This window comes from Bradyrhizobium canariense (genome assembly GCF_019402665.1).
GTDB lineage: Bacteria > Pseudomonadota > Alphaproteobacteria > Rhizobiales > Xanthobacteraceae > Bradyrhizobium > Bradyrhizobium canariense.
Genome location: NZ_VSST01000034.1, coordinates 156921 through 178934 on the forward strand (window position 1 = coordinate 156921; position 22014 = coordinate 178934).

Consider the following 22014-nt stretch of genomic DNA (forward strand, 5'->3'; position numbering starts at 1 on the left):
GTCACGGGGACGCGGCTGGATTGGACGAGACCCGGACGAGATCTATCCGGCCCGCGCGCTCGCGCAGACTTCTCGGGGCGGCATCACCGCCCCTTTTTGTTGACCATTTTTCCCGCCGTCGCCCGCGGTTTTCGCGAACCGATTCCGGCCCTGTCGCGACCCAATCCAGAGACCGCCGTCCGACGTGCGGGGCTCGTGATGCGCCGTGCTTAAGGGAGCCGCAACCGGGAGGCGCTAGCCTCTCGCCGATTTCTCGAATCAGCACGACCACCGGAATTTCCGACGCGATCGCCCGTCCGGGCCTCGCTCTCATGGGGAATATGGGACACATGTCGAAACGCCATGCGATGATCATTGCCGTCGGCATGCTTGCGAGCGCCTCCGCGCTTGCGCAGACCGAGACCATTGGGCAGGCCGGGCCTAAGCCGGCGACTACGGCTGGCACCGTGCCGGCCGCCGCCAATCCGGCCCACGCAGCCGCCCCGAAAACCGCCGCGCCGGCATCCGCTTCGACGGCAGAAAGCCGCTCGGCCGCGGCGCTCGCGCTGACGCATGAGCCGACCTATGACGAAGGATCCGCCCAGCGCATCAAGGATGCGGCACTGAGCTATTCCGATCTGGCCGTGCGCGGCGGCTGGCCGGCCATCCCGGCAGACGCCAAATTCGCGCCCGGCGCCCAGGGCGCCAATGACGATCTCCTGCGCAAGCGGCTGATCGTCTCCGGCGATCTTGCCGCCGACAGGGCGAGCGGCGCCTTCGACCAGGATCTCGCCGACGCCGTGAAACGCTTCCAGGCCCGCCACGGCCTTGCACCGACCGGAACGATGACACCACGCACGATCGCGGCGATGAACGTGCCGGTGCAGACGCGCATCCGGCAGCTGGAGGCTTCGCTGCAGCGGCTCGAGAACATGAATTTCGGCTTCGGCCAGCGCTATGTCGTGGTCAACATCCCCGCCGCCTTCGCCGAAGCCATCGAGAACGACGTCGTGGTGAGGCGCTATCGCGTGATCGTCGGCAAGACCGAAAAGCCCTCGCCGACGCTGACGGCCCAGATCAGCAGCGTCGTCCTCAATCCGACCTGGACGGTGCCTTCCTCGATCGCCAAGACCGAGATCTCCGCGCATATGCGCAAGGATCCTACCTATCTGTCGCGCATGCACATGGAGGTGCTCGACGCCCACGACAATCCGATCGATCCGAATTCGGTTGACTGGTCGGGCACGCATACGCCGAATTTCACCGTGCGCCAGCACAACGGCACGTTCAACGCGCTCGGCGCGGTCAAGATCGACATGCCGAATTCCTATTCGGTCTACATGCACGACACCAACCAGCGCAATCTGTTCAGCGATGATTACCGCTTCGATTCCCATGGCTGCTCGCGCGTCGACAATGTGCGCGATCTCGCCGCGTGGCTGTTGAAGGACCAGCCGAAATGGAGCCGCGCCGCAATCGACGCGGAAATCGCCAGCGGCCAGCATCTCGACGTCGCCATGGTGAAGAAAGTGCCGGTGGCCTGGATCTATCTCACGGCGTGGATGACCAAGGACCAGACCGTCCAGTTCCGCAACGACGTCTATAGCCAGGACGAGCAGCTGCTGGAGGCGACCGCCGAAGAGGCGGCCTTCTTCAGCAATGCCGGCAGCCATCCGCTGACCGCGCATATGACGAGATAGATCGCGCCATGCAATCGCGGCACAGGCGGCTGCAAAGCCACCTCCGTTGCCGCGGTTGACCCTGGCCTCGCCCCGGCCGAACATTGCGCTTCGCCAACGAAAGCGAGCGCGATGTCCGACATGTCCAGCACGACCGAAATTCCTTACGCCGACGGCAAGATCCTCAAGCACATAGCCGGTGGCGTCGGCGCGATCACCTTCAACAATCCCGACAAGCGCAATGCGATGTCGCTGGAGATGTGGGAGGGATTTGGCGAGGCGCTGACAGCCTTACGCGATGACGCTGCCGTGCGCGTCGTGATCCTGCGCGGCGGCGGCGGCAAGGCGTTCGTGTCGGGCGCCGACATCAGCCAGTTCGAGAAGGCACGCCATAACGCCGCCGCTTCCGAGGAATATGGCAAACGCAGCGCCGCCCAGCGCGCGCTGCTCGCCGATTATCCCAAGCCGACCATTGCCTGCATCCAGGGCTTTTGTCTCGGCGGCGGCATGCAAGTGGCGATGCTCGCGGACATCCGCATTGCCTCCCATGGCAGCCAGTTCGGCATTCCCGCGGCGAAGCTCGGCATCGTCTATGGCTATGACGGCTTGAAGCACCTGGTGTCGCTGGTTGGCCCGTCCTGGGCCCGGCTCCTGATGTATACGGGCATGCGCATCGATGCGTCGGAAGCGCTGCGCATCGGGTTGGTCGAGCGCGTGGTTCCGGAGGATCAGCTCTGGGGCGAGACCATGGCCATCGCCGAGACGATCTCGCAAAATGCGCCGCTCGCGATCAAGGCTGCCAAGCTCACCATCGCGCAAGTGTTGAAGGACGAAAGCGGGCGCGACATGGACGCGATCAAGGCGGCCGGCACGGCCTGCATGGACAGCGCGGATTTTCGCGAGGGCCGGCAGGCCTTCATGGAGAAGCGCAAGCCGCAGTTCCAGGGACGGTGATTCCGTCGTCAGCGAGCAAAATGAAAACAATCCAGAGTGCCTCTGCCTCTTCGTCGCTTGGCTCTTCGCGATGACGGCCGCCAACGTGAACATGCATTCACGAAGATTAAATTCCCACGCCGCTGCAACACCATAGCAACCAGCTGATTTGCTGGAAGTTCTCTCGCCATCAAACGAGGGAGATTGCGATGAAACTCAAATTTGCTGTTGTTGGTCTGGCTGCCCTGGGCGGCGCAACGCTCGCATCAGGACAGGCGCTCGCAGCGATGCCGAACGGCATTCCGCAGGCCGACCGTATCGCGAGCGGCCCGGCAGCCGACGTCGATCAGGTGCGCTGGGTCTGCAACCCCTGGGGTCGCTGCTTCTGGCGTCCGAACTATTATGGCGCCTACGGCTTTTACGGCGGCCCGCGACGCTTCTACGGCGGCCGTCCGTGGGGCTGGGGCCATCGCCACTGGCGTCGCTGGTGAACTGCAAGGGGCCGCGAGGCCTCTCTTCCTACAAAGCCGCGAGCACCGCCTTCGTGATGTCGGCGGTGCCGTTGCTGCCGCCGAATTCCATCGGCTTCAGGCCGCCGGCATAGACCTTGTCCACGGCGCGCTCAATTTGTTCGCCGGCCTCAGCCGCGCCCTCGACGCCGTGCTTGTCGGCGAGCCAGTCCAGCATCATCGCGGCCGACAGGATCATCCCGGTGGGATTGGCCTTGCCCTGCCCCATGATGTCGGGCGCGGTGCCGTGGCACGGCTGGAACACGGCGTATTTGTCGCCGATGTCTGCCGACGGCGCCATGCCGAGGCCGCCGATCAGGCTCGCGGTGATGTCGGAGACGATGTCGCCGAACATGTTCTCCATCACCATCACGTCGAAATCCCAGGGACGCTTCACCAGCATCGCCGAGCAGGCATCGACATAGAGCCGGTCGGTCTTCACCTCCGGATGACGCTTGGCGATGTCGTCGAAGATGCCGCGGAAGAACGCAAAGGCCTTGAACACGTTCGCCTTGTCGACGCAGGCGAGCGCGCCGGGCTTGCCGCGCGCCTTGCGCCGTTCGGCGAGGCGAAACGAGAACTCGAACAGGCGCTCGGACGTCTTGCGCGTGATCACCATGGTCTCGCGCGCCTCCTCATGGGTGACGACGCCCTTGCCCATCGAGGCGAACAGGCCTTCGGTAGACTCCCTGATCACGACGAGATCGATGCCGCGCTGGTCGGCGCCGACGATCGGGCTCGGTACGCCCGGAATGAGCCGCGCCGGGCGCACACCGGCATAGAGATCGAAGATGAAGCGCAGCTCGATCTGCGGCGCGATCTCGGTGTTGTCAGGGTAGCGCACCGACGGCAGACCGCAGGCGCCGAGCAGGATCGCGTCCGCATCCTCGCACAGCTTGATGGTGGTATCGGGCATCGACTTGCCGGTGGCGAGATAATGATTGGCGCCCGCCGGCGCCTCGGTGAAGCGGAAGCTCAGGCCGGATTTCGTCTCGATCTTGCGCAGGACTTCGATGGCCGGCGCCATGACTTCGGGACCGATGCCGTCACCGGCGAGCACGGCAATGTGGAAGGCGTTATTTGCGGACATGGGGCTTCCGAATGAAGGAGAGAGAGACTCGTCATTGCGAGGAGCTCTTGCGACGAAGCAATCCAGACTGTTCCGCGGAGGGATTCTGGACTGCTTCGCTGCGCTCGCAATGACGGAGGATAGACCGAGGCTACGGCGTCAGCACCGTGCGGCCAACCACCGCGCCCTGCTGCAGCTGCACCAGCGCGTCGTTGGCCTTGGCGAGCGGCTGCCGCGTCACGGGGATCGGCGCTATGTTCTTCGCTCGCACGAGGTCGAGCAACTCCTGCGTCTCGCGCAAATTGCCGACATAGCTGCCCTGGATCGTCACCGCCTTGATCGGAATCAGCGGCAGCGCCCAGGTCGCGCCGCCGCCGAACAGGCCGACGAGCACGAGCTTGCCGCCCTTCGTCAGGCAGTCGAAGCCGAGTTGGGTGGTGGCGGCGTTGCCGACGAGATCGAGCACGGCGCGGATGGGACCACCGGCTTTCTTGGCAAGCTGCTCCAGCGCGTCGGGCGTCTTGGGATCGACGGTCGCGAGCGCGCCGGCTTGCTCCGCGGCTTCGCGCTTCTTCGCGTCGATGTCGACCATGATCGCGCCCTTGCCGCCCATCGCCTTCAGCAGCGACAGTGCCATCAGGCCAAGTCCGCCGGCACCGAACATCACGATCGGCGTGTCGAAGTGCTGCTCGAGCTTCTTCAGCGCGCTATAGGTCGTGACGCCCGAGCAGGCGTAGGGTGCGGCCGACGCGGGATCGAGGCCTCTCAGATTGAGCAAATAGCGCGGATGCGGCACCAGCATGTGGTCGGAATAGCCACCGTCGCAGTAGACGCCGAGCGAGCGCGGCGTCAGGCACATGTTCTCATCGCCGGCGAGACAGGTCGCGCATTTGCCGCAACCGATCCAGGGATAGACCAGCCCGACATCGCCGATCTTCACGTCGCCCTGGTCCGACGACTTCACGTTCGGGCCGAAGGCGAGGACCTCGCCGACCGTCTCGTGCCCCATGGTCAGCGGCAAATTGATGCCGCGGTCCTTCAGCGAGAGCGGCTTGCGGCCGTGGCCGAGATCGTAGCCGCCTTCCCAGATGTGAAGGTCGCTATGGCAGACGCCGGCGGCCTTTACCTTGATCAGCACCTGCGTGCCGGACGGCTGCGGCGTCGCCTCGTCGAACTCCTGCAGCGGCGCCTTGAAGTCGGCGACCTTGAAACTTTTCATCGGTGTCCTCCCGGATACTTTTCTTGTCGCCGCCACCATGGCATGGGCGACAGGACGAGACAAACTCGGACCTGTCTAGTTGAGGCTGACGGATGATGGCAAGCCGGCCACGCGCAAAGCCGGATTGCTTGCTGCAGGATGCTGCCTGTCAGACTGCCGTCAGCCTTATCGTCAGCCTTGCACGGCTGTTTTGCCCGACGGAATTGGTCCACCGTCGGTGAGCCCGATCTCCGCGCGCAGTCCGTCCGTGTGCTCGCCAAGAACGGCCATCGTCTTGCCCGGTGTCGTATCGGCACCGGTCATCCGGAACGGCAGATTGAGGACCTGGAACGAACCGCCTTCATCCTCAACAGACGAGAGCGCCTCACGGTGCGCGAGCTGCGGATCGGCCAGTGCTTCGGACACAGTGCGGTAGGCCGAGGCCGGCACGCCGGCCGCACCTAGCGCGACAAGACAGACATCGGTCGAGAGCTGCCGCGACCAGGCCTCGACACCGTCCATCAAGTCGGCCCAATGATCGCGGCGCGCCGCGTAGGCGGCGAAGCGCGGATCGGAAATCCAGTCGGGGCGGCCGATCACGCCCATCAGTCCCTGAAACGTCTTCTCGCTCGCGACCGTGATCATGACATAGCCATTGGCCGTCTCGGTCGGCCCGAACATCGGGCGCGGCGGCGGCTTCACCGCGAATTGCGAACTCTGCAACTCCGTCAGCGTCAGCGTCAGCATCGATTCCAGCATGGAAACGTCGATGTGCTGGCCGAGCCCAGTCAAGGTGCGCTGGTAGAGCGCCGACGCGATCGCGCCAAACCCGTAGGTGCCGGTGACGACGTCGGCATGGTAGATGCCGCAATAATCCGGGCGGCTGCGGCCGGGCTGGTAGGCGAGATGCGCCATGTCGTAACCGGAGGCTGCATGGATCACCGGCGCATAGGCCGGCAGCTCGGCCGACGGGCCGCTCTGGCCGTAGCCGGAGATCGAGCAGTAGATCAGCTTCGGATTGACGGTGCGTATTCTGTCATAGTCGAGCCGCAGCCGATGCATTACGCCGGGGCGAAAGTTCTCGACCAGGATGTCAGCAGTCGCGGCCAGCCGGCGGACCGCCTCCTTGCCGTCCTCGGACTTGAGGTCGAGCACGACGCTCTTCTTGCCGACATTGAGCTGGCCGAACACGGTGCTGCAGCCCTTGCGCAGCGGCGGCCGGGTCCGCATCGTCTCGCCGCCGTCGGTCTCGATCTTGATGACCTCGGCGCCCATGTCGGCGAGCATCCGCGCACAATGGGGACCGGCGATGGTGGTCGAAAAATCCAGGACACGGAGGCCGGCGAAGGCCTTTGTCGTGGTCCCCTCATGCTTATCTGATAGCTGCATGCCTGCTTGCGTCCTTGAGTCACTTAGGAACTTATCGAAGTTCTCTGTTGTTGGTGCGCCGACCCTAGAGGGCGGCGGCTGAGTAGGAAAGTCTTTACCGAACAGACACGTCTCGCGGGCGGCTTTGGGAATTCCGGGCAACTGGACCCGTTCTTGCATAGCAGCAATCGGGCTCCGGCAGAGGGCAGCAGTTCTTGAGGGTCTTGTTCGTTACGACAGAAATGGACGACTTTGTCCGCGTCGGCGGACTTGGAGCCGTTTCCGCTGCACTCCCCCGAGCCCTCCGTCCTTTCGCCGACATCCGGGTCATGTTGCCTGGCTATCGCGACATCATCGAACAACTCACGCATATTCAGATCGTTGGCCGCTGTCCGGCGTTCGCGGAGATGCCGGCCTGCTCGCTCGGCCGCGCCGCGACCAAGGACGGTCTGCCGGTCTATGTGTTGTTGTGTTCGCAACTCTACGACCGGCCCGGCAACCCCTATGGCGACGAGTCCGGGCGCGACTGGCCCGACAACGACATCCGTTTCGCTCGCTTTGCCTCGGCCGCCGCTGAGCTCGCGATGGGCACGCTGGACAAGGATTGGGCAGCAGACCTGATCCATGCCAATGACTGGCAGGCTTCGCTCGTGCCGGCCTACCTCGCCTGGCGCGGCTCCAAGCTGCCGTCGATCCTGACCATTCATAACCTCGCCTATCAGGGCCTCTTCCCGAAGGACTCGCTGCGGCGGATCGGCGCACCGGAGAGCTCCTTCCATATCGACGGCGTCGAATTCTACGACCAGCTCTCCTTCCTCAAGGCCGGGCTGGTCTACGCCTCGCATCTCACGACAGTCAGCGGCACCTATGCGCGGGAGATCACCACGGATGAATTCGGCTGCGGTCTCGAAGGCCTGCTTCGAGTCCGCTCCGACGCGGCCGAGCTCACCGGCATCCTCAACGGCATCGACGAGAGCTGGGACCCGCGTTCCTGCGCCCAGCTTGCTCAGCAGTTCGGCGCCGGCGACTGGATCGGCAAGAAGGCCAATGCGGACTATGTGCGCAAGCAGTTCGGGCTTGCGGTGTCGCGCGGCCCGATGTTCGGCATCGTCGCCCGGCTGGTGCACCAGAAGGGCATCGACCTCGTGCTGGCGGCGGCCGACGAGATCGTCGATGCCGGCGGGCAGATCGTGGTCACCGGCTCCGGCGAGCCGGCGCTCGAGCAGGCGCTGATCGACGCGCATCGCCGGCGGCCTGACGCGATCGGGGTCGTGATCGGCTTCAACGAGGCCCAGGCGCGCCGCATCTTCGCCGGCAGCGATTTCACATTGATGCCGTCACGCTTCGAGCCCTGCGGGCTCAGCCAGATGTACGCCCAGCGCTTCGGCTCGCTGCCGATCGGCCACCAGACCGGCGGCCTCGCCGAGACCATTACCGACGGCGAAACCGGCTTCCTGTTCTCAAAACCTTCGCATGAATCCTTCCTCGGCGGCGTCCGCCGTGCGTTCTCCGCCTTCGTGGCACAGGACCAGCTCGACACCATGCGGCGCAGTGCGATGGGACGGTCGTTCTCCTGGAGCATCCCGGCCGGCAGCTACAACGCGCTGTACCGGAAGCTGGCGGCGGTGTGAGGCCTGCGCGTTTCCTCGTCCTTGCGAGCGTAGCGAAGCAATCCGGACTGTTTCCGTGGCAGCAGCCTGGATTGCTTCGTCGCAAGGGCTCCTCGCAATGACGGTGGTTTGTGGCAACGGCGGAGGACTTCACCCCTTCCCGCGCTGATCCATCTGCGACCGTCCGATCCAGGCACGGTTAAGGCACCGCGTCATCCAGTCCGGCTGCGGCTCGCCGCGCAGCCTCGCCTGCGCTTCCTGGTAGGGACCGACATAGCGCAAGCGATCCGGCAACTTCGGGTAGACGCGTCGGATCCATCGGAGCGCATTTTCGGCTGCCCTCTTATCGCGCTCATCAAGCTCGAACCCAAACTCCACACGCAGGCGTTCCGGCAGCAGGCTTGCCGTGAGTGCGCGATACCAGCGCGGCGGACGCAACCACGGGCGCGCGCCACCAAAGATCTGCGCGGCGATCTCGCGCGCCGCCGGACTGACAGTCAGCGTATCCGATTGCGTCATTGCCGCGGTGTAGGCCGCAAAGCCCGACCAGTCCGTGGGCAGATCGTGCGCCGTCAACCCGAACAGGGCACCGAACAACCGACTCTCGGCCCAGTAGCGCTCGCGCTCGTCCGCCGAGAGCGGCCGCAGAACGAGGTCATGCGCCATCAGCGCGGTCTCGACCAGCGTGGCATGAACCCAGCGCAGCGATGGGACGTCGTTGGCACAGTAGCGCGAGCCTGCCGCGAACGGACCGACGGTCTCCGGCATCTCGCCGACGATCATGCTGTGGCGCCGGTGCAGTTGCCGCGACGACAACAGCGCGCGGTCAAGCGAGCCGAACACCATGGCAAAGACGATGTCGAAGGTGCGATGAAATCGTCCGATCGGATCGGCCAAGGTCCGCGAGTGCTCGGCGATGGCGGCGGCGACCCAGGGATGCGCCAGCTGCAGCAACAGCGCACGACCGGCGCCGAGAAAGATCACGGCCTCGCGGTCGATCTGCCAGGTCATCGTGTCAGGGCCGAACACACCAGCAACCGGTCCCGCCATATCAGCACGAACCTGATCGAGGGCAGATTCCAGATCTCTCTCAGCGACCAATTGCAAGGCCTCGCGACGAAGACAGCGGGCGACAATAACCCGGACGGCCTTCCCGTGAAATCGTCACTGCGAGAAACAATGACGGGCCAAGCCCTCACTCCGCCGCAATCGGCATGACGTCCACATGTTCGTGCAGCACCACGCCCGCAAGCGGGTCGAACTCGCCAACCCAGGGCCTTCGCTCCAGCACGGACTTTGTGTGCGAATAGCCGGCATCCCAGCGCCGCATGATGCCGGACGGACTGAAGTCGATATCCTTGGTGTGGTTCTCGCGATCGAGCTGCGGCGCAAGCAGGCGCACGACATGCATGCGTGTCGGACAACCATAGCTCGCCAATTCACGAACCGCCGGATCGCTGCGCTCGCTCTCGGGCAGTCGCGCGGCGAGCTGGTTGATGACATGGCGCAGGCGATGGGCTTGCTGCTGGCGCGTGATCTGGCTCGCGATCCGGCTGGAATACTGCACGTCCTTGTGCCGGTTCAAGACCTCCGCCATCGTGGTTGGCTCGGCGCCGACGGGATTCCACAAATGCACGGCGAAGATCAGCGAATTTTTACGCGGATTATCATCAAAGACCGCCTCGGTCGGCGTGTTCGACAGAATACCGCCGTCCCAATAGAGCTCGCCATCGATCCGCACGGCCGGAAACGCCGGCGGCAGCGCGCCTGACGCCATGACATGCTTCACCGTCAGCTCACCGTCGCGGCTGTCGAAATAGCGCATCTGGCTGCTGCGGACGTGAGCGGCGCCGACCGTCAACCGTGGCGCGCAGCGATTGATCCGGCCGAAATCGACGAGCTCGAGCAGCGTCCGCTCCAGCGGGGCCGTCGAATAGAAGCCGGCGTGATCGGCTCCGAGGGGATAGGAATCGCCCGCATGCGCCAATGGATTGGGACGGAAGAAGCCGGGAATGCCGTGGGTCACGGTCGACCAATAGGCGAGCTTTTCGTTGAAGTCGGGAAACGCGGTGCGCAGATTCCAGACCGGATTCTGCTCCATTCGTTTCCAGAACTCCTTCAGGCGCTGCAGCCGCTGGTCGGGCGCGTTGCCCGCAATGAGGCAGGCATTGATGGCGCCGATCGAGGTGCCGATGATCCAGTCCGGCTCGATGCCGGCCTCGTGCAGCGCCTGGTACACCCCGGCCTGATAGGACCCGAGCGCACCGCCGCCCTGAAGCACCAGCACCACCTGGCCGGGCAGATCCTTCGACACGCTGGTATCGCGCTTTACGCCGTTCATATCCTGCTCCCTGAGAGCCCGTATCCTTGCCATGTTCGTTCCTCGCGATGTTTTGTTACGCGCCCGCCTTCAATGCGCGGTCCAGCCTCCGTCGACGGGCAACGCAATCCCGGTGATCGTGGCCGCCGCGTCGGTCGACAGGAATACGCTGAGCGCACCGAGCTCCTCGACGGTCGAGAAGCGCTTGTTCGGCTGTTGCGCCAGCAGCACGTCGCGGATCACCTGGTCGCGCGAGATCCCGTGCGCCTTGGCCTGTCCGTCGATCTGCGCCTCGACCAGCGGCGTATAGACATACCCGGGACAGATCGCGTTGCAGGTGATGCCCTCTTCTGCCGTCTCCAGCGCAGTCACCTTGGTGAGCCCGACGATGCCGTGCTTGGCCGCGACATAGGCCGCCTTGAACGGTGAGCCGACCAGGCCGTGCGCGGAGGCGATGTTGATGATCCGCCCGAACCCGTTCTGTCGCATTGCGGGCAGCGCGAGCCGCGTGGTGTGGAAGGCCGACGACAGATTGATCGCGAGGATCTGGTCCCATTTCTCGACCGGAAACTGCTCCAGCGGCGCAACGTGCTGGATGCCGGCATTGTTGATCAGGATATCCAGCCGGCCGGCCTGCGCGACCGTCGCCGCGATCATCTCGGCGATCGAATTCGGCCTGGTCATGTCGGCCGGCGAAAAACTTGCCTTGACGCCGAACTCGGTCGCGATCTGCTCGCGCGTCCGGTCGAGCTCGGCCGCCACACCAAGGCCGTTCAGCACGATGTCGGCGCCGGCCGCGGCAAGTGCCCGCGCGATACCGAGGCCGATGCCACTGGTTGACCCCGTGACCAGCGCAACCTTGCCCGCGAGCGCCCGGGCGGCGGACGTCTGCGGCTTGACGGACATATTCACTGGCAAATCCTCCGACGACTGGTGTTGAGCCGACTGTGAAGCATCGCCCGGTTTGACGGAAATGCCCGTTGGCTTCCGAAACCATGCCCGGGCGCTATTGCGGCCGGGATGTCATTCCCCGCCCCGATCGGCTAGCCTCCGCCTGGTCTTGCTGGAGAGCCGATCCAATGGAAATGCATCAGGTCCGCTATTTCCTCGCGGTGGCGCAGCTCTTGAACTTCACGCGTGCCGCCGAGGACTGCAACGTGACGCAGCCTTCGCTGACGCGCGCGATCAAGCAGCTCGAGGCCGAGCTCGGCGGCGATCTGTTTCGCCGCGAACGGCCCGCAGCGCAATTGACCGAGCTCGGCCAACGCATGCATCCGCTGCTGAAGCAGTGTTTTGATGCGGCCACCGGCGCACGCTCGCTGGCCTCCTCTTTCCGCAGCGGCGAGATCGGCGCGCTTCGCGTCGCGCTGACGCATTCGATCGATCTTTCGCTCCTCATCCCGCATCTCAACCAGATCAAACGGCAGTTCAACCGGCTCGAATTCCGCTTCCTGCGCGGCTCGAGTCGTGAAGTGGCCGACTTGCTGAAGAAGGGCGAGGCCGAGCTCGGGATTGCCGCCGAAATCGACGAGGCCTGGGAGCGGCTCGATGTCTGGCCGCTGTTCACCGAGAGCTTCGAGCTCGTGGTCAGCGACGGACACCGGCTCGCAGGCCGCAGCAGCATCGAACTGGACGATTTGCGCGCGGAGCAGCTGCTGAGCCGGACGTTTTGCGAGCATTCCGCCCGTATCTCGGCGAGCCTGCGCGAGCACGGCATCGCGGTCGAACAGGGTCACGAAATCTCGAACGAGCGCGACCTGATCGAGCTGGTCGAGGCCGACATCGGCATCGCCATGGTGCCGCACACCTCGCCCGTTCCGGAGACGCTGACGCGCGCTGCGGTCGCCGGGCTGGACGCCCGTCGCACCGTCAGCCTCTACGGGGTGGCCGGCCGGCAGCGTACGGCGGTGGCCAACGCCGTGATGCGCATGCTGCGCGGTGCGGATTGGCGGGAGATTGCGGGTTAGCGGCGACGCTCGCTGCCGACCCTTTTAGGCTTCCCTGCTCGCGCCTTCCAACGCCTCAAGCAGATCATCGATCTCCATCCGCTTGCGGAAGTCCGGATCGACGAAGCGGGCTTTCACGAGACCGTCGCGACCAACGACAAACACGGCCGGGATCGGCAGCATCCAGCCATCATTGCCGTGGAATTTCGCCATGTCCTGGTAGGACAACAGGCTCTGGATCTCGGCACCTAGCCAGATCGCGAGATTGAGCGACAGCGCATAGCCGTTGTCGAGGTCGGTCAGGATCGGAAATGGCGCACCAGCTTCCGCTTTGAGCTGCTGGGTATATTCCTGCGTCTCCGGCATGACCGCGACGATTCGCGCACCCATGGACTCGATGCGATCAAGCGCCTGGACCACCGCGCGAACATTGAGCCGGCAATAGGGGCACCAATGGCCGCGGAAGAACATCACGGCGACCGGGCCGCTCTCCAGCAGCGAGGACAGCGCGACGAGACGCCCGCTTTCGTCCGGCAACATGAACGGCGGCATCGCCTCGCCCGGACGCGGCGCGGTGTCGCCGCCGCCGTTTCCATTCAACCTGGTCACCAGATGATCGACTGCCTCGCCATAGGCCGGGAACACGTCGCGGCTGGCGTCGGCATAGGCGCGGAGCTGCTCGTTCAGCGTGCCATCCATGTCACGGCAGCGCTGGAAGGCGAGTTTGAGCCGCTCGGCATCGGCCGGCGAGAGAGAGGTCATCTTGCGCTCCAGCGTTCAGGGGACGAATATTAGGTGCCCGATCCGGCCGCCCGCAAGGGGCGGCCGTCATGCGCACGCGATCAGTTCACGTAGAAATTGCCGGTCGGGTCCAACCGCCCCGAGGTGGAATACAGCGATCCGTTGTCCATGAAGAAGACGGTGTTGTCGGGAACCTTCTTGGCGCTCTTCATCATGGCCTCGTGGTTCTTCTCCGCCGGGGCCATGGCCATCGCCGACATCTTGCCGGGTCCGCCATACATGTAGGCCATGCCGGCCTTGAAGTCCCATGTGGCCTCCGAGAAGGCCGATGTGGCGATGACCGCGAACGCAGCCGTGGCAATCAAGGTCTTGGACAATGTCGTCATGAGATGCTTCTCCGGATTGACGTGAACGCCCGCCAATCGGGCGCCCTGCCATCGAACGCCAATCGCTGGGAAAGCGGAAATGCCGATCCCCAATCGGTTCGATAGCGAGCGCGTATCGGGCCCGATAGCGCCGGTCTATCGCAGCGAGAGCGAAAGAGCATTTCAGAACGAGCACTCTTTCGACGAAAGTCCCGACATAGCCGGCGACCATTGCGGTTGCGGCCAACACAGGAGACGTCCCGATGTTCAAGCATCACACCTTGTCGCGCGCGGTCTGGCCCGGCCTTGCCATCCTCGGCGTATTGACACTCTCGGCGCAGCCAGTCTCCGCCGGCGAATGCCCGGCCGACAAGATCAAGCCGAACGCGCAGCAGATGGTCGACTACAAGCCGGTCGGCGTCACCGACGTCACGCTCGGCGCCATCGACCTCGGCAAACAGCCGGCGCATATCGAAGGCCGCGAGCTGCGCTTCCGCAAGCTGACCATCGAGCCCGGCGGCATCGTGCCCTGGCACAGCCATGACGACCGCCCTGCCCTGATCTTCGTGCAGCAGGGCGAGATCGTCGAACACGCGTCCAACTGCGTCGATCCGATCGTGCACAAGGCCGGCGACATCCGCCCCGAGGTGTCCGGCACCTCGCACTGGTGGAAGAACCTCGGCAAGGAAACGGTCATCCTCTATGTCGGCGACGTCCGCAAGGACCCGCACGACCACAACATGTAACGGGTGCGCGACCCCAGCGCACGCGTGACGGAATGTGGCGCCCGGGATCCCCATGCTGCCCCGCATGCGGGCGCCACATTCATCACAAGGAAGGCCTGCCATGACCGATCTTTCCGCGCCGATCAAACCGACCGCGATGACGATGGACGCGCATTCACCAGGTCTCGCGCTTCGCTCCCTCGTGATCGGCCTCACTGCCTTCCTCACCGTCGTCGACCTGTTCGCGACCCAGGCGATCCTGCCTTCGCTGACACGTCACTACGGTGTCGCACCAGCGGCGATGAGCTTGGCGGTCAACGCCAGCACGTTCGGCATGGCCGTCGCAGGCCTCGTCGTCGGCTTTCTCAGCCCGCACATCGACAGGCGGATCGGCATCCTGCTCAGCCTGACCCTGCTCGCGATTCCGACGAGCCTGCTGGCGACTGCGCCCAATCTTGCCGTCTTCACCGGCCTGCGGGTGGCACAGGGCCTCTGCATGGCATCCGCCTTCGCATTGACATTGGCTCATCTCGGCGAGCAATGCAGCGCAATGGATTCCGGCGGCGCCTTTGCCGCCTACATCACGGGAAACGTCGCCAGCAATCTCGTCGGCCGGCTGGTCTCGGCCGCGATCGCCGATAGCCTTGGCCTGGCATGGAATTTCTATTTCCTTGCAGCCCTTAATCTGGCCGGCGCCGCACTGGTCTATTTCACCATTGCGCGCGTACAGCCGACGCGTGCAACGACGCCGAAGGCGTCGGCGCTTGGCGCGACGATCGCGCAGTGGCGGGATTCACGGCTGCGTGCCGCCTACGGCATCGGCTTCTGCATCCTGTTCGCATTCATCGGCACTTTCACATTCGTCAATTTCGTTCTGGTTCGGCCACCGCTGTCGCTGGGCATGATGGACCTCGGCTTCGTTTACTTCGTCTTCCTGCCTTCGGTGGTCACGACGTTGCTGGCCGGCAAAGTGGCGTCGCGCCTCGGAACGCGTCCGACGATCTGGGGCTCGCTCGCGACCGCCGGGATCGGCTTGCCGCTGATGCTGGCCCCACACCTGGGCGCGGTCCTCGCCGGGATGGTTCTGGTCGGAATCGGCACCTTTTCCGCGCAAGCGGCTGCGACAGGATTCGTCGGACAGGCTGCGGCTGAAAACCGCGGCATCGCCAGCGGCACCTATCTCGCCTGCTATTTCTGCGGCGGGCTCATCGGCACCGCCGTCCTCGGCCGGCTGTTCGACGCGTATGGCTGGCATGCCTGCGTGGCCGGGGTGGGCCTGGCGCTCGCGGTCGCGGCCCTGCTGACGCTCGCCTTGAAGCGCTAGCGCTTGGCCGGCGCTTCCTGCGGCGGCTCGTCGTCGGCGATGGCGCGCCAGGCGGCGCCGTCGAGATCGTCGTACTGGCCGCTCCGGAGCGACCAGAGGAAGGCGGCGAGACCGGCGAGACCGAGCATCAGCGCTAGCGGCACCAGGATGACCAGGATTTCCATCACGCGATCTCCCGCGAGGCGCCGCGCGCGCGCAGCGAATTCACCATCACCAGGATCGACGATCCGCTCATGGCGGCAGCCGCGATCAGGGGCGTCACGACGCCGCTGATCGCCACCGGCACCGCGAGGACATTGTAGCCGATCGCTAGCCAGAGATTCTGCCGCATCAAGTGCAGCGCCTTGCGTGAAGCGTCGATGGCGGCAACGACCGGGGCCAGCGGCCGGCCGAGAAAGATGAGATCGGCGGTCGCCTGGCTCAAATGCGCGGCCGAGATCGGCGACATCGAGACGTGCGCTGCCGCCAGCGACGGCGCATCGTTCATGCCGTCGCCGACCATCAGGACCTTCATGCCCCTCTGCTTCAAGACCTCGATCCGCGCGATCTTGTCGGCTGGGGTCACCCCGGCGCGCCATTCGGAAATGCCCAGCGCGTGGGCCGCCGCGATCACCGCCGGTTCACGGTCGCCGGAGAGAATCTCGATGCCGATATTGCGCGCCTTCAGCGCTGCGATCACAGCCTGCGCATCGGGACGGAGGCCCTGGCGCACAGAGAGGATGAATTTTTCGCTCCCCTTGCTGAAAGCCACGACGGAGGCTTCGGGATCGAGATTTGTCACGTCGGAAACCAGCGTCTCGGCGCCGCAGAAGGACGGACGGCCGAGGCGAATCTCGATGCCATCGACCACAGCGCGCACGCCCTGGCCGGCTTCCTCTACCGCGCTGACGATCGGCGATCTGGCGTCGGAGGCCTGCGCGACGGCGGCGGCGACCGGATGATGGCTCGACAGCGCGAGCCGTCCGGCAAGCTCGAAGACATCAGCGGGGATATCGGCGGCGTTCATCACGTCGAGATCGGGCAGCGTCAGCGTCCCGGTCTTGTCGAAGATGACGTGATCGGCTTCTGCGAGACGCTCGATGGCATCGCCCGAATTGAGCAGTACGCCCGATCTGAACATTGCGCCCGAGGCGATCGTCTGCACCGTCGGAATGGCGAGCCCGAGCGCGCAGGGACAGGTGATGATCAGCACCGCGACGCCGGTCACGATCGCATCATGCCAGCCGGCGCCCGCGATGACCCAGCCGAGGATGGTGACGAGCGCGGTGGCATGCACCACGGGCGCATAGAGTCGCGAGGCGCGGTCTGCGAGCCGCATGTAGCGCGAGCGCGCCTGCAGCGCATTGTCGAGCAGCCGCGTGATCTCGGCGAGCAGCGTCGCCTCGGAGGCCGCCGAGACTCGCACCCGCAAGCTGCCCGAGATGTTCATCGATCCCGCATAGACCGGCGTGCCCTGGCCTGCCGTGACGTAGAGCGTCTCGCCCGTAATCAGGCTCTGGTCGATTTCGGAACGGCCCTCGATCACGGTGCCGTCGACCGCGCAGCGCTCGCCGGGTCGCAGCAGCACGATGTCGCCGGGATAGATCGCGGCCACCGGCACTTGAGATATCTCGCCAGGCCCGACGAACTTGGCCGCGGTCTCCGCCTTGAGCGCGGCGAGATTGCCTGCGACCGCGCGGGTCCGCCGCCGCATATTCTGGTCGAGAAAGCGGCCGACCAGGAGGAAAGTGAGCAGCATGATCGCCGCGTCGAAATAGGCGTGCTCGGCGTGGTTGATGGTCTCAACCACGGACATGCCGAGCGCCAGTGTCACGCCGATCGAGATCGGCACGTCCATGTTGGTGGTCTTGGCCGACAGCGCGCGCCAGGCCGAGCGGAAGAACGGCTGGCCGGCATAGGCCGCCGCCGGCAGCGCGATCAGCGCCGACAGCCAGTGGAAGAAATCGCGCTGCTCCGGCAGCATGTCCGAGACGTTGCCGGACCACACCGGGATCGACAGCATCATCACGTTCATGGTGGCGAACGCGGCGACGCCGAGGCAACGCAGCAGGAAGCGCGATTCGGCGACCTCGGTCGCCTCCGCGCTCTCGGTCTCGTAAGGATAGGCCTTGTAGCCGAGCTCTTCGAGGCGATCGATGAAGCGTGCCGGATCGAGCGTGCCCGCCTTCCATTCCAGCGCAACGCGCCGGTCGGTGAGGTTCACGCGCGCCAGCGTGACGTCGGGAATCGCGGACAGCCCGCGCTCGATCTTGGCCATGCAGCCGGCGCAGTGAACGCCCTCGACCGCGAGATCGATGTGCTGGACGCCCTCGCCCGCAGTCCGGACGTAATGCGAAAAGTCGCGCGAGACGTGCATGGCAAAATCCTTCAGTTCAGGATCACGCGGTTGCGCGACATGAACACGCGCGCTCCCCGCGTCTCGCCCTCGATCACCAGGTCCCACTGGCCCGGTGCGACCGATGCGGCATTGCCGCGATAGAGCCCGATGCCGGCCTCCGAGAGCTCGATTGCGAGATCGGCGCGCTTGTCGGTCGGCCGCTCCAGGCGGCCGCCGAATTTCAGTCCGGCGATCGGCTGGCCGCTCGCGTCGCGCGCCTCGACCTGAAGCACGGCGCCACCATCGGCGCGGCGCTCGACATGGGCATTGACCTTCCATTTGCGCGCGGCCTGGTCCTGCGCCGCCGAGATTTCGCGATCATAGGTCAGGCCCGCGGCATAGGGACTGTCGACGTCCGTGCCTGGCAGCGTCGCGATCGCGAGCTTCATCATGGTCACGTTGACGCCGATCACGACGCCGAAGAAGGCGACCAGCATCAGAAACACCTTGGTTCCGGTCAGCGGCTTGGTTGCCATGGCGAACTCCTGATCCTAGGGCGCGACGAAATTGTCGGTGGCGCTGGCGACTTCGCCGAGACCGATATCGGTGACGTGAAAGCGAACCGGGATCGACTTTTCCGGATTGCCCTCCAGCGGCGCAGTCACGAGCACCCGCAGCTCGCTGGTGGAGTCGCGCGGAACCACGATCATCGGCCGGTCCTGCGTCACGGAATCGATCCCGATGACATGGATCGTCGCATTAACCGGACCGCTCGCGTCGATCGCAATGACGCGGTCGTAGCCGCTCTTGTTGAGCAACCGCACCGTGTAGGCGTTGCGGATCGAGCCGTCGCTGAGCCTGACCGCGACCGGGTTGCGGTCGTGCAGCACGTTGACGTCGAGCAGGCTGCGGGTCGCCAGCGTATAGATCATGATGCCACCGACCGCCGCGATGATCGCGCTGTAGGCGACGGTGCGAGCCCGGACAATGCGGTAGACCGGCGCCTTGCCTTCCTGGCGGCGCTGGATGTTGACGTCGTTGTCGTAGCCGATCAGCCGCTTCGGCCGGCCGATCTTGGTCATCACGTTGTCGCAGGCGTCGATGCAGAGCCCGCACTGGATGCATTCGAGCTGCGGTCCATTACGGATGTCGATGCCGGTCGGACACACGGCGACGCATTGATAACAGTCGACGCAGTCGCCGACTTGCTCGCCGAGCGCGCGCAGCTCGGCCGCCTTCTTGACCGACGTACGCTTCTCGCCGCGATCGTAACGATAGGTCACGTTGAGCGCCCATTCGTCGGTGAGCGCGGCCTGGATCCGCGGCCACGGGCACATGTAGGTGCAGACCTGCTCGCGCATGAAGCCGGCGAGCACGTAGGTCGTCGCGGTGAGAATGCCGATCCAGATGTAGGCGATCATCGGCGCCTGGAAGGTGACGAGTTCCCTAACCAGCGTCGGTGCGTCGTTAAAATAGAGCACCCAGGCGCCGCCGGTCCACCACCCGATCAAGAGCCAGATCGAATGCTTGAGCACGATCTCGGAGATGCGCTCCAGCTTCATCGGGTCGGACGATTTGTCCTTCTTCATCCGCTCGCGCCGGTCGCCCTCGATCAGACGCTCGACCGCATAGAACAGGTCGGTCCACACTGTCTGCGGACAGAGATAGCCGCACCAGATGCGGCCGCCGACCGAGTTCATCAGGAATAGCGCCACCGCGGCGACGATCAGCAGGCCGGTGAAGTAGTAGACCTCCTGCGGCCATAGCTCGATGAAGAAGAAATAGAAGCGGCTGTTGGGAAGATCGATCAGCACCGCCTGGTTCGGAGCACCGAGGCCGCGGTTCCAGCGCACGAACGGCAGGAAGTAGTAGACGCCGAGGCAGAACGCCATCAGGCCCCATTTGATCCGGCGGAAGGTGCCGGAGATGCTCTGGGGATAGACTTTCTTCTGGGCCACATAGAGCGGCCCGTTGTCATCGTCTAATGGGAGCTCTTTTGGGTTCACGGTCCTGTTCATCGCCTGCAGCTTTTCGGGAGGTGCGATAAAACCTAGACCCGACGCCGCCGCGTCAGTTGATCCAGCGCAAGCGGGAGCGTTTTTTGTTCGCCCCCGCTTGTTCCCAATTGGCTATTTTCCGCCGCCCAGCGAGTGGACGTAAACTGCCATCGCCTTGATGGTGGCGGGATCGAGCCGCCCTTCCCAGGCCGGCATCACGCCCGCGCGGCCCTGGCTGATGGTCTCGATCAGCGTCGCCTCGTCCGAACCATAGAGCCAGATCTTGTCGGTCAAATTGGGGGCGCCCATCTCCGGGTTGCCCTTGCCGCCGTCGCCATGGCAGGCGACGCAATTCTCCGCGAAGATCTTCTCGCCCTTGGCCGCGTCATAGCCCTTGCGGGTCGGAAGGCCCGACAGTGCCCGGACATAGTTGGCGGCCGTGACGATCTCCTCCGGCTTCAGCACGCCGTCCTTGCCGAATGCGAGCATCTGGCCTTCATGCGTCTTGGCGTGGCCGGAACGTGCGCCGAACTGGATGGTCTGCATGATCTGGTCGAGCGATCCGCCCCACAGCCAGTCGTCGTCGTTCAGGTTCGGATAGCCCTTGGCACCCGCGCCGCCTGAGCCGTGACACGGCGCGCAATTGTCGCCGAACACGGTCTTGCCCTTGGCGCGGGCGAGCGCGAGCAGCGCCGGGTCCTTCTCGATCTCGACGAGCGAGGCCGCGCCCAAGGCAACCATCTTGGCTCCGCGGATCTTCTCGAGGTTGGCGAGCTCGACCGCGACGTCGGCGCGTGTCGAGTAGCCGAACAGGCCCGTGGTATTGCCCGAGATCAGCGGCCAGGCCGGATACACGATCCAGTAGCCGACCGCCCAGACGATGGTAAGGTAGAAGGTGATTACCCACCAGCGCGGCAGCGGCGTGTTGAGCTCCTTGATGCCGTCCCACTCATGTCCGGTCGTGGACCTGCCGGAGACGGGATCGATGTCGCTATGATGATCGGTCATGATCTCTTACTCCTCCCGCAACGGCAGGTGTGCCGCTTCGTCGAAAGCTGCCTTGTTACGGGGCCAGAATGCGTAGGCGATGATCGCGACAAAGATCGCGACGAACACCGGCGTCCAGATCGTGGTCACGAGACCGGACGCGAGATTGTCGAGGGTCAGGATGGCTTTCATCGTTGTGCCTTCTCAGCGAAGATTGGCTTTCTCGTTGTAGATCTTGAAGTCGACCAGCGTGCCGAGCATCTGGAGATAGGCGATCAGCGCGTCCATCTCGGTCGGCGTGCCGGCCTTGCCGTCGAAGTTGCGCACCACGGCCTTGGCGTAGCGCTTGGTGAAAGCGTCGGAGCCGGCATTGTCAGGATCGGCCTGGGCCTTCATGTCGGCGCCCGCATTGGCGATCTGGTCGTCGGTGTAGGGCGTGCCGACGGTCCGCAGCGTGCGCATGTGGTCGGCGATCGTGTCCGGATCGACCTCGGTCTGGCTCAGGAACGGGTAGCCGGGCATCACCGATTGCGGCACGATTGCGCGCGGGTTGGTCAGATGGGTGACGTGCCAGTCGTCGGAATATTTGGCGCCGACGCGGGCAAGATCGGGACCGGTGCGCTTCGAGCCCCACTGGAACGGATGGTCGTACATGCTCTCGGCGGCCAGCGAGAAATGGCCGTAGCGCTCGACCTCGTCGCGCAAGGGCCGGATCATCTGCGAATGGCAGAGATAACAGCCTTCGCGGATGTAGACGTTGCGCCCGGCGAGCTCCAGCGGCGTATACGGCCTGATCCCGTCGACCGCCTCGATCGTGCTCTTGAGGTAGAACAGCGGGGTGATCTCGACGAGACCGCCGATCGCGATCACCAGCAGGATGCCGACGATCAGGATGATCGAGTTCTTTTCGAAGATTTGGTGGCGTGTCCAGAACGACATGGAAAACT

General features: G+C 64.8%; 22 protein-coding genes. 7 read left to right on the forward strand and 15 right to left on the reverse strand.

Annotated features, from left to right (window positions below):
• Positions 1 to 329: 329 nt before the first annotated feature.
• The 3 genes from FXB41_RS18460 to FXB41_RS18470 all read left to right on the forward strand — a co-directional run bounded on the left by FXB41_RS18460 (position 330) and on the right by FXB41_RS18470 (position 3082).
• Positions 330 to 1679 carry a L,D-transpeptidase family protein gene (locus FXB41_RS18460; protein WP_219682744.1) on the forward strand — a complete coding sequence of 450 codons (1350 nt, stop codon included), beginning with the start codon at positions 330 to 332 and terminating at the stop codon, positions 1677 to 1679.
• 111 nt (positions 1680 to 1790) lie between these two features.
• Positions 1791 to 2612 carry an enoyl-CoA hydratase gene (locus FXB41_RS18465; RefSeq protein WP_219682745.1) on the forward strand — a complete coding sequence of 274 codons (822 nt, stop codon included), beginning with the start codon at positions 1791 to 1793 and terminating at the stop codon, positions 2610 to 2612.
• A gap of 188 nt (positions 2613 to 2800) precedes the next feature.
• On the forward strand, positions 2801 to 3082 hold the full coding sequence (locus FXB41_RS18470) for a hypothetical protein (RefSeq protein ID WP_007593987.1): 282 nt from the start codon (positions 2801 to 2803) through the stop codon (positions 3080 to 3082).
• A 28-nt stretch (positions 3083 to 3110) separates the two neighbouring features.
• On the opposite strand, the gene FXB41_RS18475 is transcribed toward FXB41_RS18470, so the two are convergent.
• The 3 genes from FXB41_RS18475 to FXB41_RS18485 form a co-directional block, all read right to left on the reverse strand.
• A complete protein-coding gene (locus FXB41_RS18475; protein ID WP_219682746.1) occupies positions 3111 to 4190 on the reverse strand; it encodes an isocitrate/isopropylmalate dehydrogenase family protein in 1080 nt (359 codons plus the stop codon).
• 130 nt (positions 4191 to 4320) lie between these two features.
• The gene (locus tag FXB41_RS18480) at positions 4321 to 5388 is read right to left on the reverse strand and encodes an alcohol dehydrogenase (protein ID WP_007593991.1); all 1068 of its coding nucleotides are present in this window, start codon (positions 5386 to 5388) and stop codon (positions 4321 to 4323) included.
• A gap of 171 nt (positions 5389 to 5559) precedes the next feature.
• Positions 5560 to 6756: a CaiB/BaiF CoA transferase family protein gene (locus tag FXB41_RS18485; protein ID WP_219682747.1), complete on the reverse strand. Its 1197-nt coding sequence runs from the start codon at positions 6754 to 6756 to the stop codon at positions 5560 to 5562.
• A 194-nt stretch (positions 6757 to 6950) separates the two neighbouring features.
• Between FXB41_RS18485 and glgA the strand changes: the two genes are divergently transcribed.
• On the forward strand, positions 6951 to 8366 hold the full coding sequence (gene glgA / locus FXB41_RS18490; RefSeq protein WP_219682748.1) for a glycogen synthase GlgA: 1416 nt from the start codon (positions 6951 to 6953) through the stop codon (positions 8364 to 8366).
• Positions 8367 to 8495: 129 nt separating this feature from the next.
• On the opposite strand, the gene FXB41_RS18495 is transcribed toward glgA, so the two are convergent.
• The 3 genes from FXB41_RS18495 to FXB41_RS18505 all read right to left on the reverse strand — a co-directional run bounded on the left by FXB41_RS18495 (position 8496) and on the right by FXB41_RS18505 (position 11571).
• Positions 8496 to 9446 (reverse strand): oxygenase MpaB family protein, encoded by a 951-nt coding sequence (locus tag FXB41_RS18495; RefSeq protein WP_219682749.1) that lies wholly within the window; start codon positions 9444 to 9446, stop codon positions 8496 to 8498.
• A gap of 94 nt (positions 9447 to 9540) precedes the next feature.
• On the reverse strand, positions 9541 to 10686 hold the full coding sequence (locus FXB41_RS18500) for a patatin-like phospholipase family protein (RefSeq protein ID WP_219682750.1): 1146 nt from the start codon (positions 10684 to 10686) through the stop codon (positions 9541 to 9543).
• A 69-nt stretch (positions 10687 to 10755) separates the two neighbouring features.
• On the reverse strand, positions 10756 to 11571 hold the full coding sequence (locus FXB41_RS18505; protein ID WP_219682788.1) for a 3-hydroxybutyrate dehydrogenase: 816 nt from the start codon (positions 11569 to 11571) through the stop codon (positions 10756 to 10758).
• 173 nt (positions 11572 to 11744) lie between these two features.
• Here FXB41_RS18505 and FXB41_RS18510 point away from each other — a divergent pair, with 173 nt between their 5' ends.
• Complete coding sequence (locus FXB41_RS18510) at positions 11745 to 12632, forward strand: LysR family transcriptional regulator (protein WP_219682751.1); 888 nt, start codon at positions 11745 to 11747, stop codon at positions 12630 to 12632.
• Positions 12633 to 12656: 24 nt separating this feature from the next.
• Here the strand turns inward: FXB41_RS18510 and FXB41_RS18515 are convergent, their stop codons facing one another.
• Positions 12657 to 13373 carry a peroxiredoxin-like family protein gene (locus tag FXB41_RS18515; RefSeq protein ID WP_219682752.1) on the reverse strand — a complete coding sequence of 239 codons (717 nt, stop codon included), beginning with the start codon at positions 13371 to 13373 and terminating at the stop codon, positions 12657 to 12659.
• Between the two features lie 80 nt (positions 13374 to 13453).
• Complete coding sequence (locus FXB41_RS18520) at positions 13454 to 13738, reverse strand: hypothetical protein (RefSeq protein WP_007594003.1); 285 nt, start codon at positions 13736 to 13738, stop codon at positions 13454 to 13456.
• A 242-nt stretch (positions 13739 to 13980) separates the two neighbouring features.
• Between FXB41_RS18520 and FXB41_RS18525 the strand changes: the two genes are divergently transcribed.
• Together FXB41_RS18525 and FXB41_RS18530 are read left to right on the forward strand one after the other, a co-directional pair.
• Complete coding sequence (locus FXB41_RS18525) at positions 13981 to 14463, forward strand: cupin domain-containing protein (protein ID WP_007594004.1); 483 nt, start codon at positions 13981 to 13983, stop codon at positions 14461 to 14463.
• Positions 14464 to 14563: 100 nt separating this feature from the next.
• On the forward strand, positions 14564 to 15766 hold the full coding sequence (locus FXB41_RS18530; RefSeq protein WP_219682753.1) for an MFS transporter: 1203 nt from the start codon (positions 14564 to 14566) through the stop codon (positions 15764 to 15766).
• Here the strand turns inward: FXB41_RS18530 and ccoS are convergent.
• The 7 genes from ccoS to ccoO form a co-directional block, all read right to left on the reverse strand.
• Complete coding sequence (gene ccoS, locus FXB41_RS18535) at positions 15763 to 15930, reverse strand: cbb3-type cytochrome oxidase assembly protein CcoS (protein WP_007594007.1); 168 nt, start codon at positions 15928 to 15930, stop codon at positions 15763 to 15765. The two genes, FXB41_RS18530 and ccoS, sit on opposite strands and share 4 nt — an antisense overlap.
• On the reverse strand, positions 15930 to 18122 hold the full coding sequence (locus tag FXB41_RS18540; protein ID WP_219682754.1) for a cation-translocating P-type ATPase: 2193 nt from the start codon (positions 18120 to 18122) through the stop codon (positions 15930 to 15932). The genes ccoS and FXB41_RS18540 overlap by 1 nt, the downstream gene beginning before the upstream one ends.
• An 11-nt stretch (positions 18123 to 18133) precedes the next feature.
• Positions 18134 to 18619 (reverse strand): FixH family protein, encoded by a 486-nt coding sequence (locus FXB41_RS18545; protein WP_219682755.1) that lies wholly within the window; start codon positions 18617 to 18619, stop codon positions 18134 to 18136.
• A 15-nt stretch (positions 18620 to 18634) separates the two neighbouring features.
• Complete coding sequence (gene ccoG, locus FXB41_RS18550) at positions 18635 to 20101, reverse strand: cytochrome c oxidase accessory protein CcoG (protein WP_219682756.1); 1467 nt, start codon at positions 20099 to 20101, stop codon at positions 18635 to 18637.
• Positions 20102 to 20212: 111 nt separating this feature from the next.
• Entirely contained in the window at positions 20213 to 21088 is an 876-nt protein-coding gene (ccoP, locus tag FXB41_RS18555) for a cytochrome-c oxidase, cbb3-type subunit III (protein WP_007594015.1), read from the reverse strand.
• 6 nt (positions 21089 to 21094) lie between these two features.
• On the reverse strand, positions 21095 to 21259 hold the full coding sequence (locus tag FXB41_RS18560; protein ID WP_007594016.1) for a CcoQ/FixQ family Cbb3-type cytochrome c oxidase assembly chaperone: 165 nt from the start codon (positions 21257 to 21259) through the stop codon (positions 21095 to 21097).
• Positions 21260 to 21271: 12 nt separating this feature from the next.
• Positions 21272 to 22006 carry a cytochrome-c oxidase, cbb3-type subunit II gene (ccoO, locus tag FXB41_RS18565; RefSeq protein WP_007594017.1) on the reverse strand — a complete coding sequence of 245 codons (735 nt, stop codon included), beginning with the start codon at positions 22004 to 22006 and terminating at the stop codon, positions 21272 to 21274.
• Between the last annotated feature and the right edge of the window lie 8 nt (positions 22007 to 22014).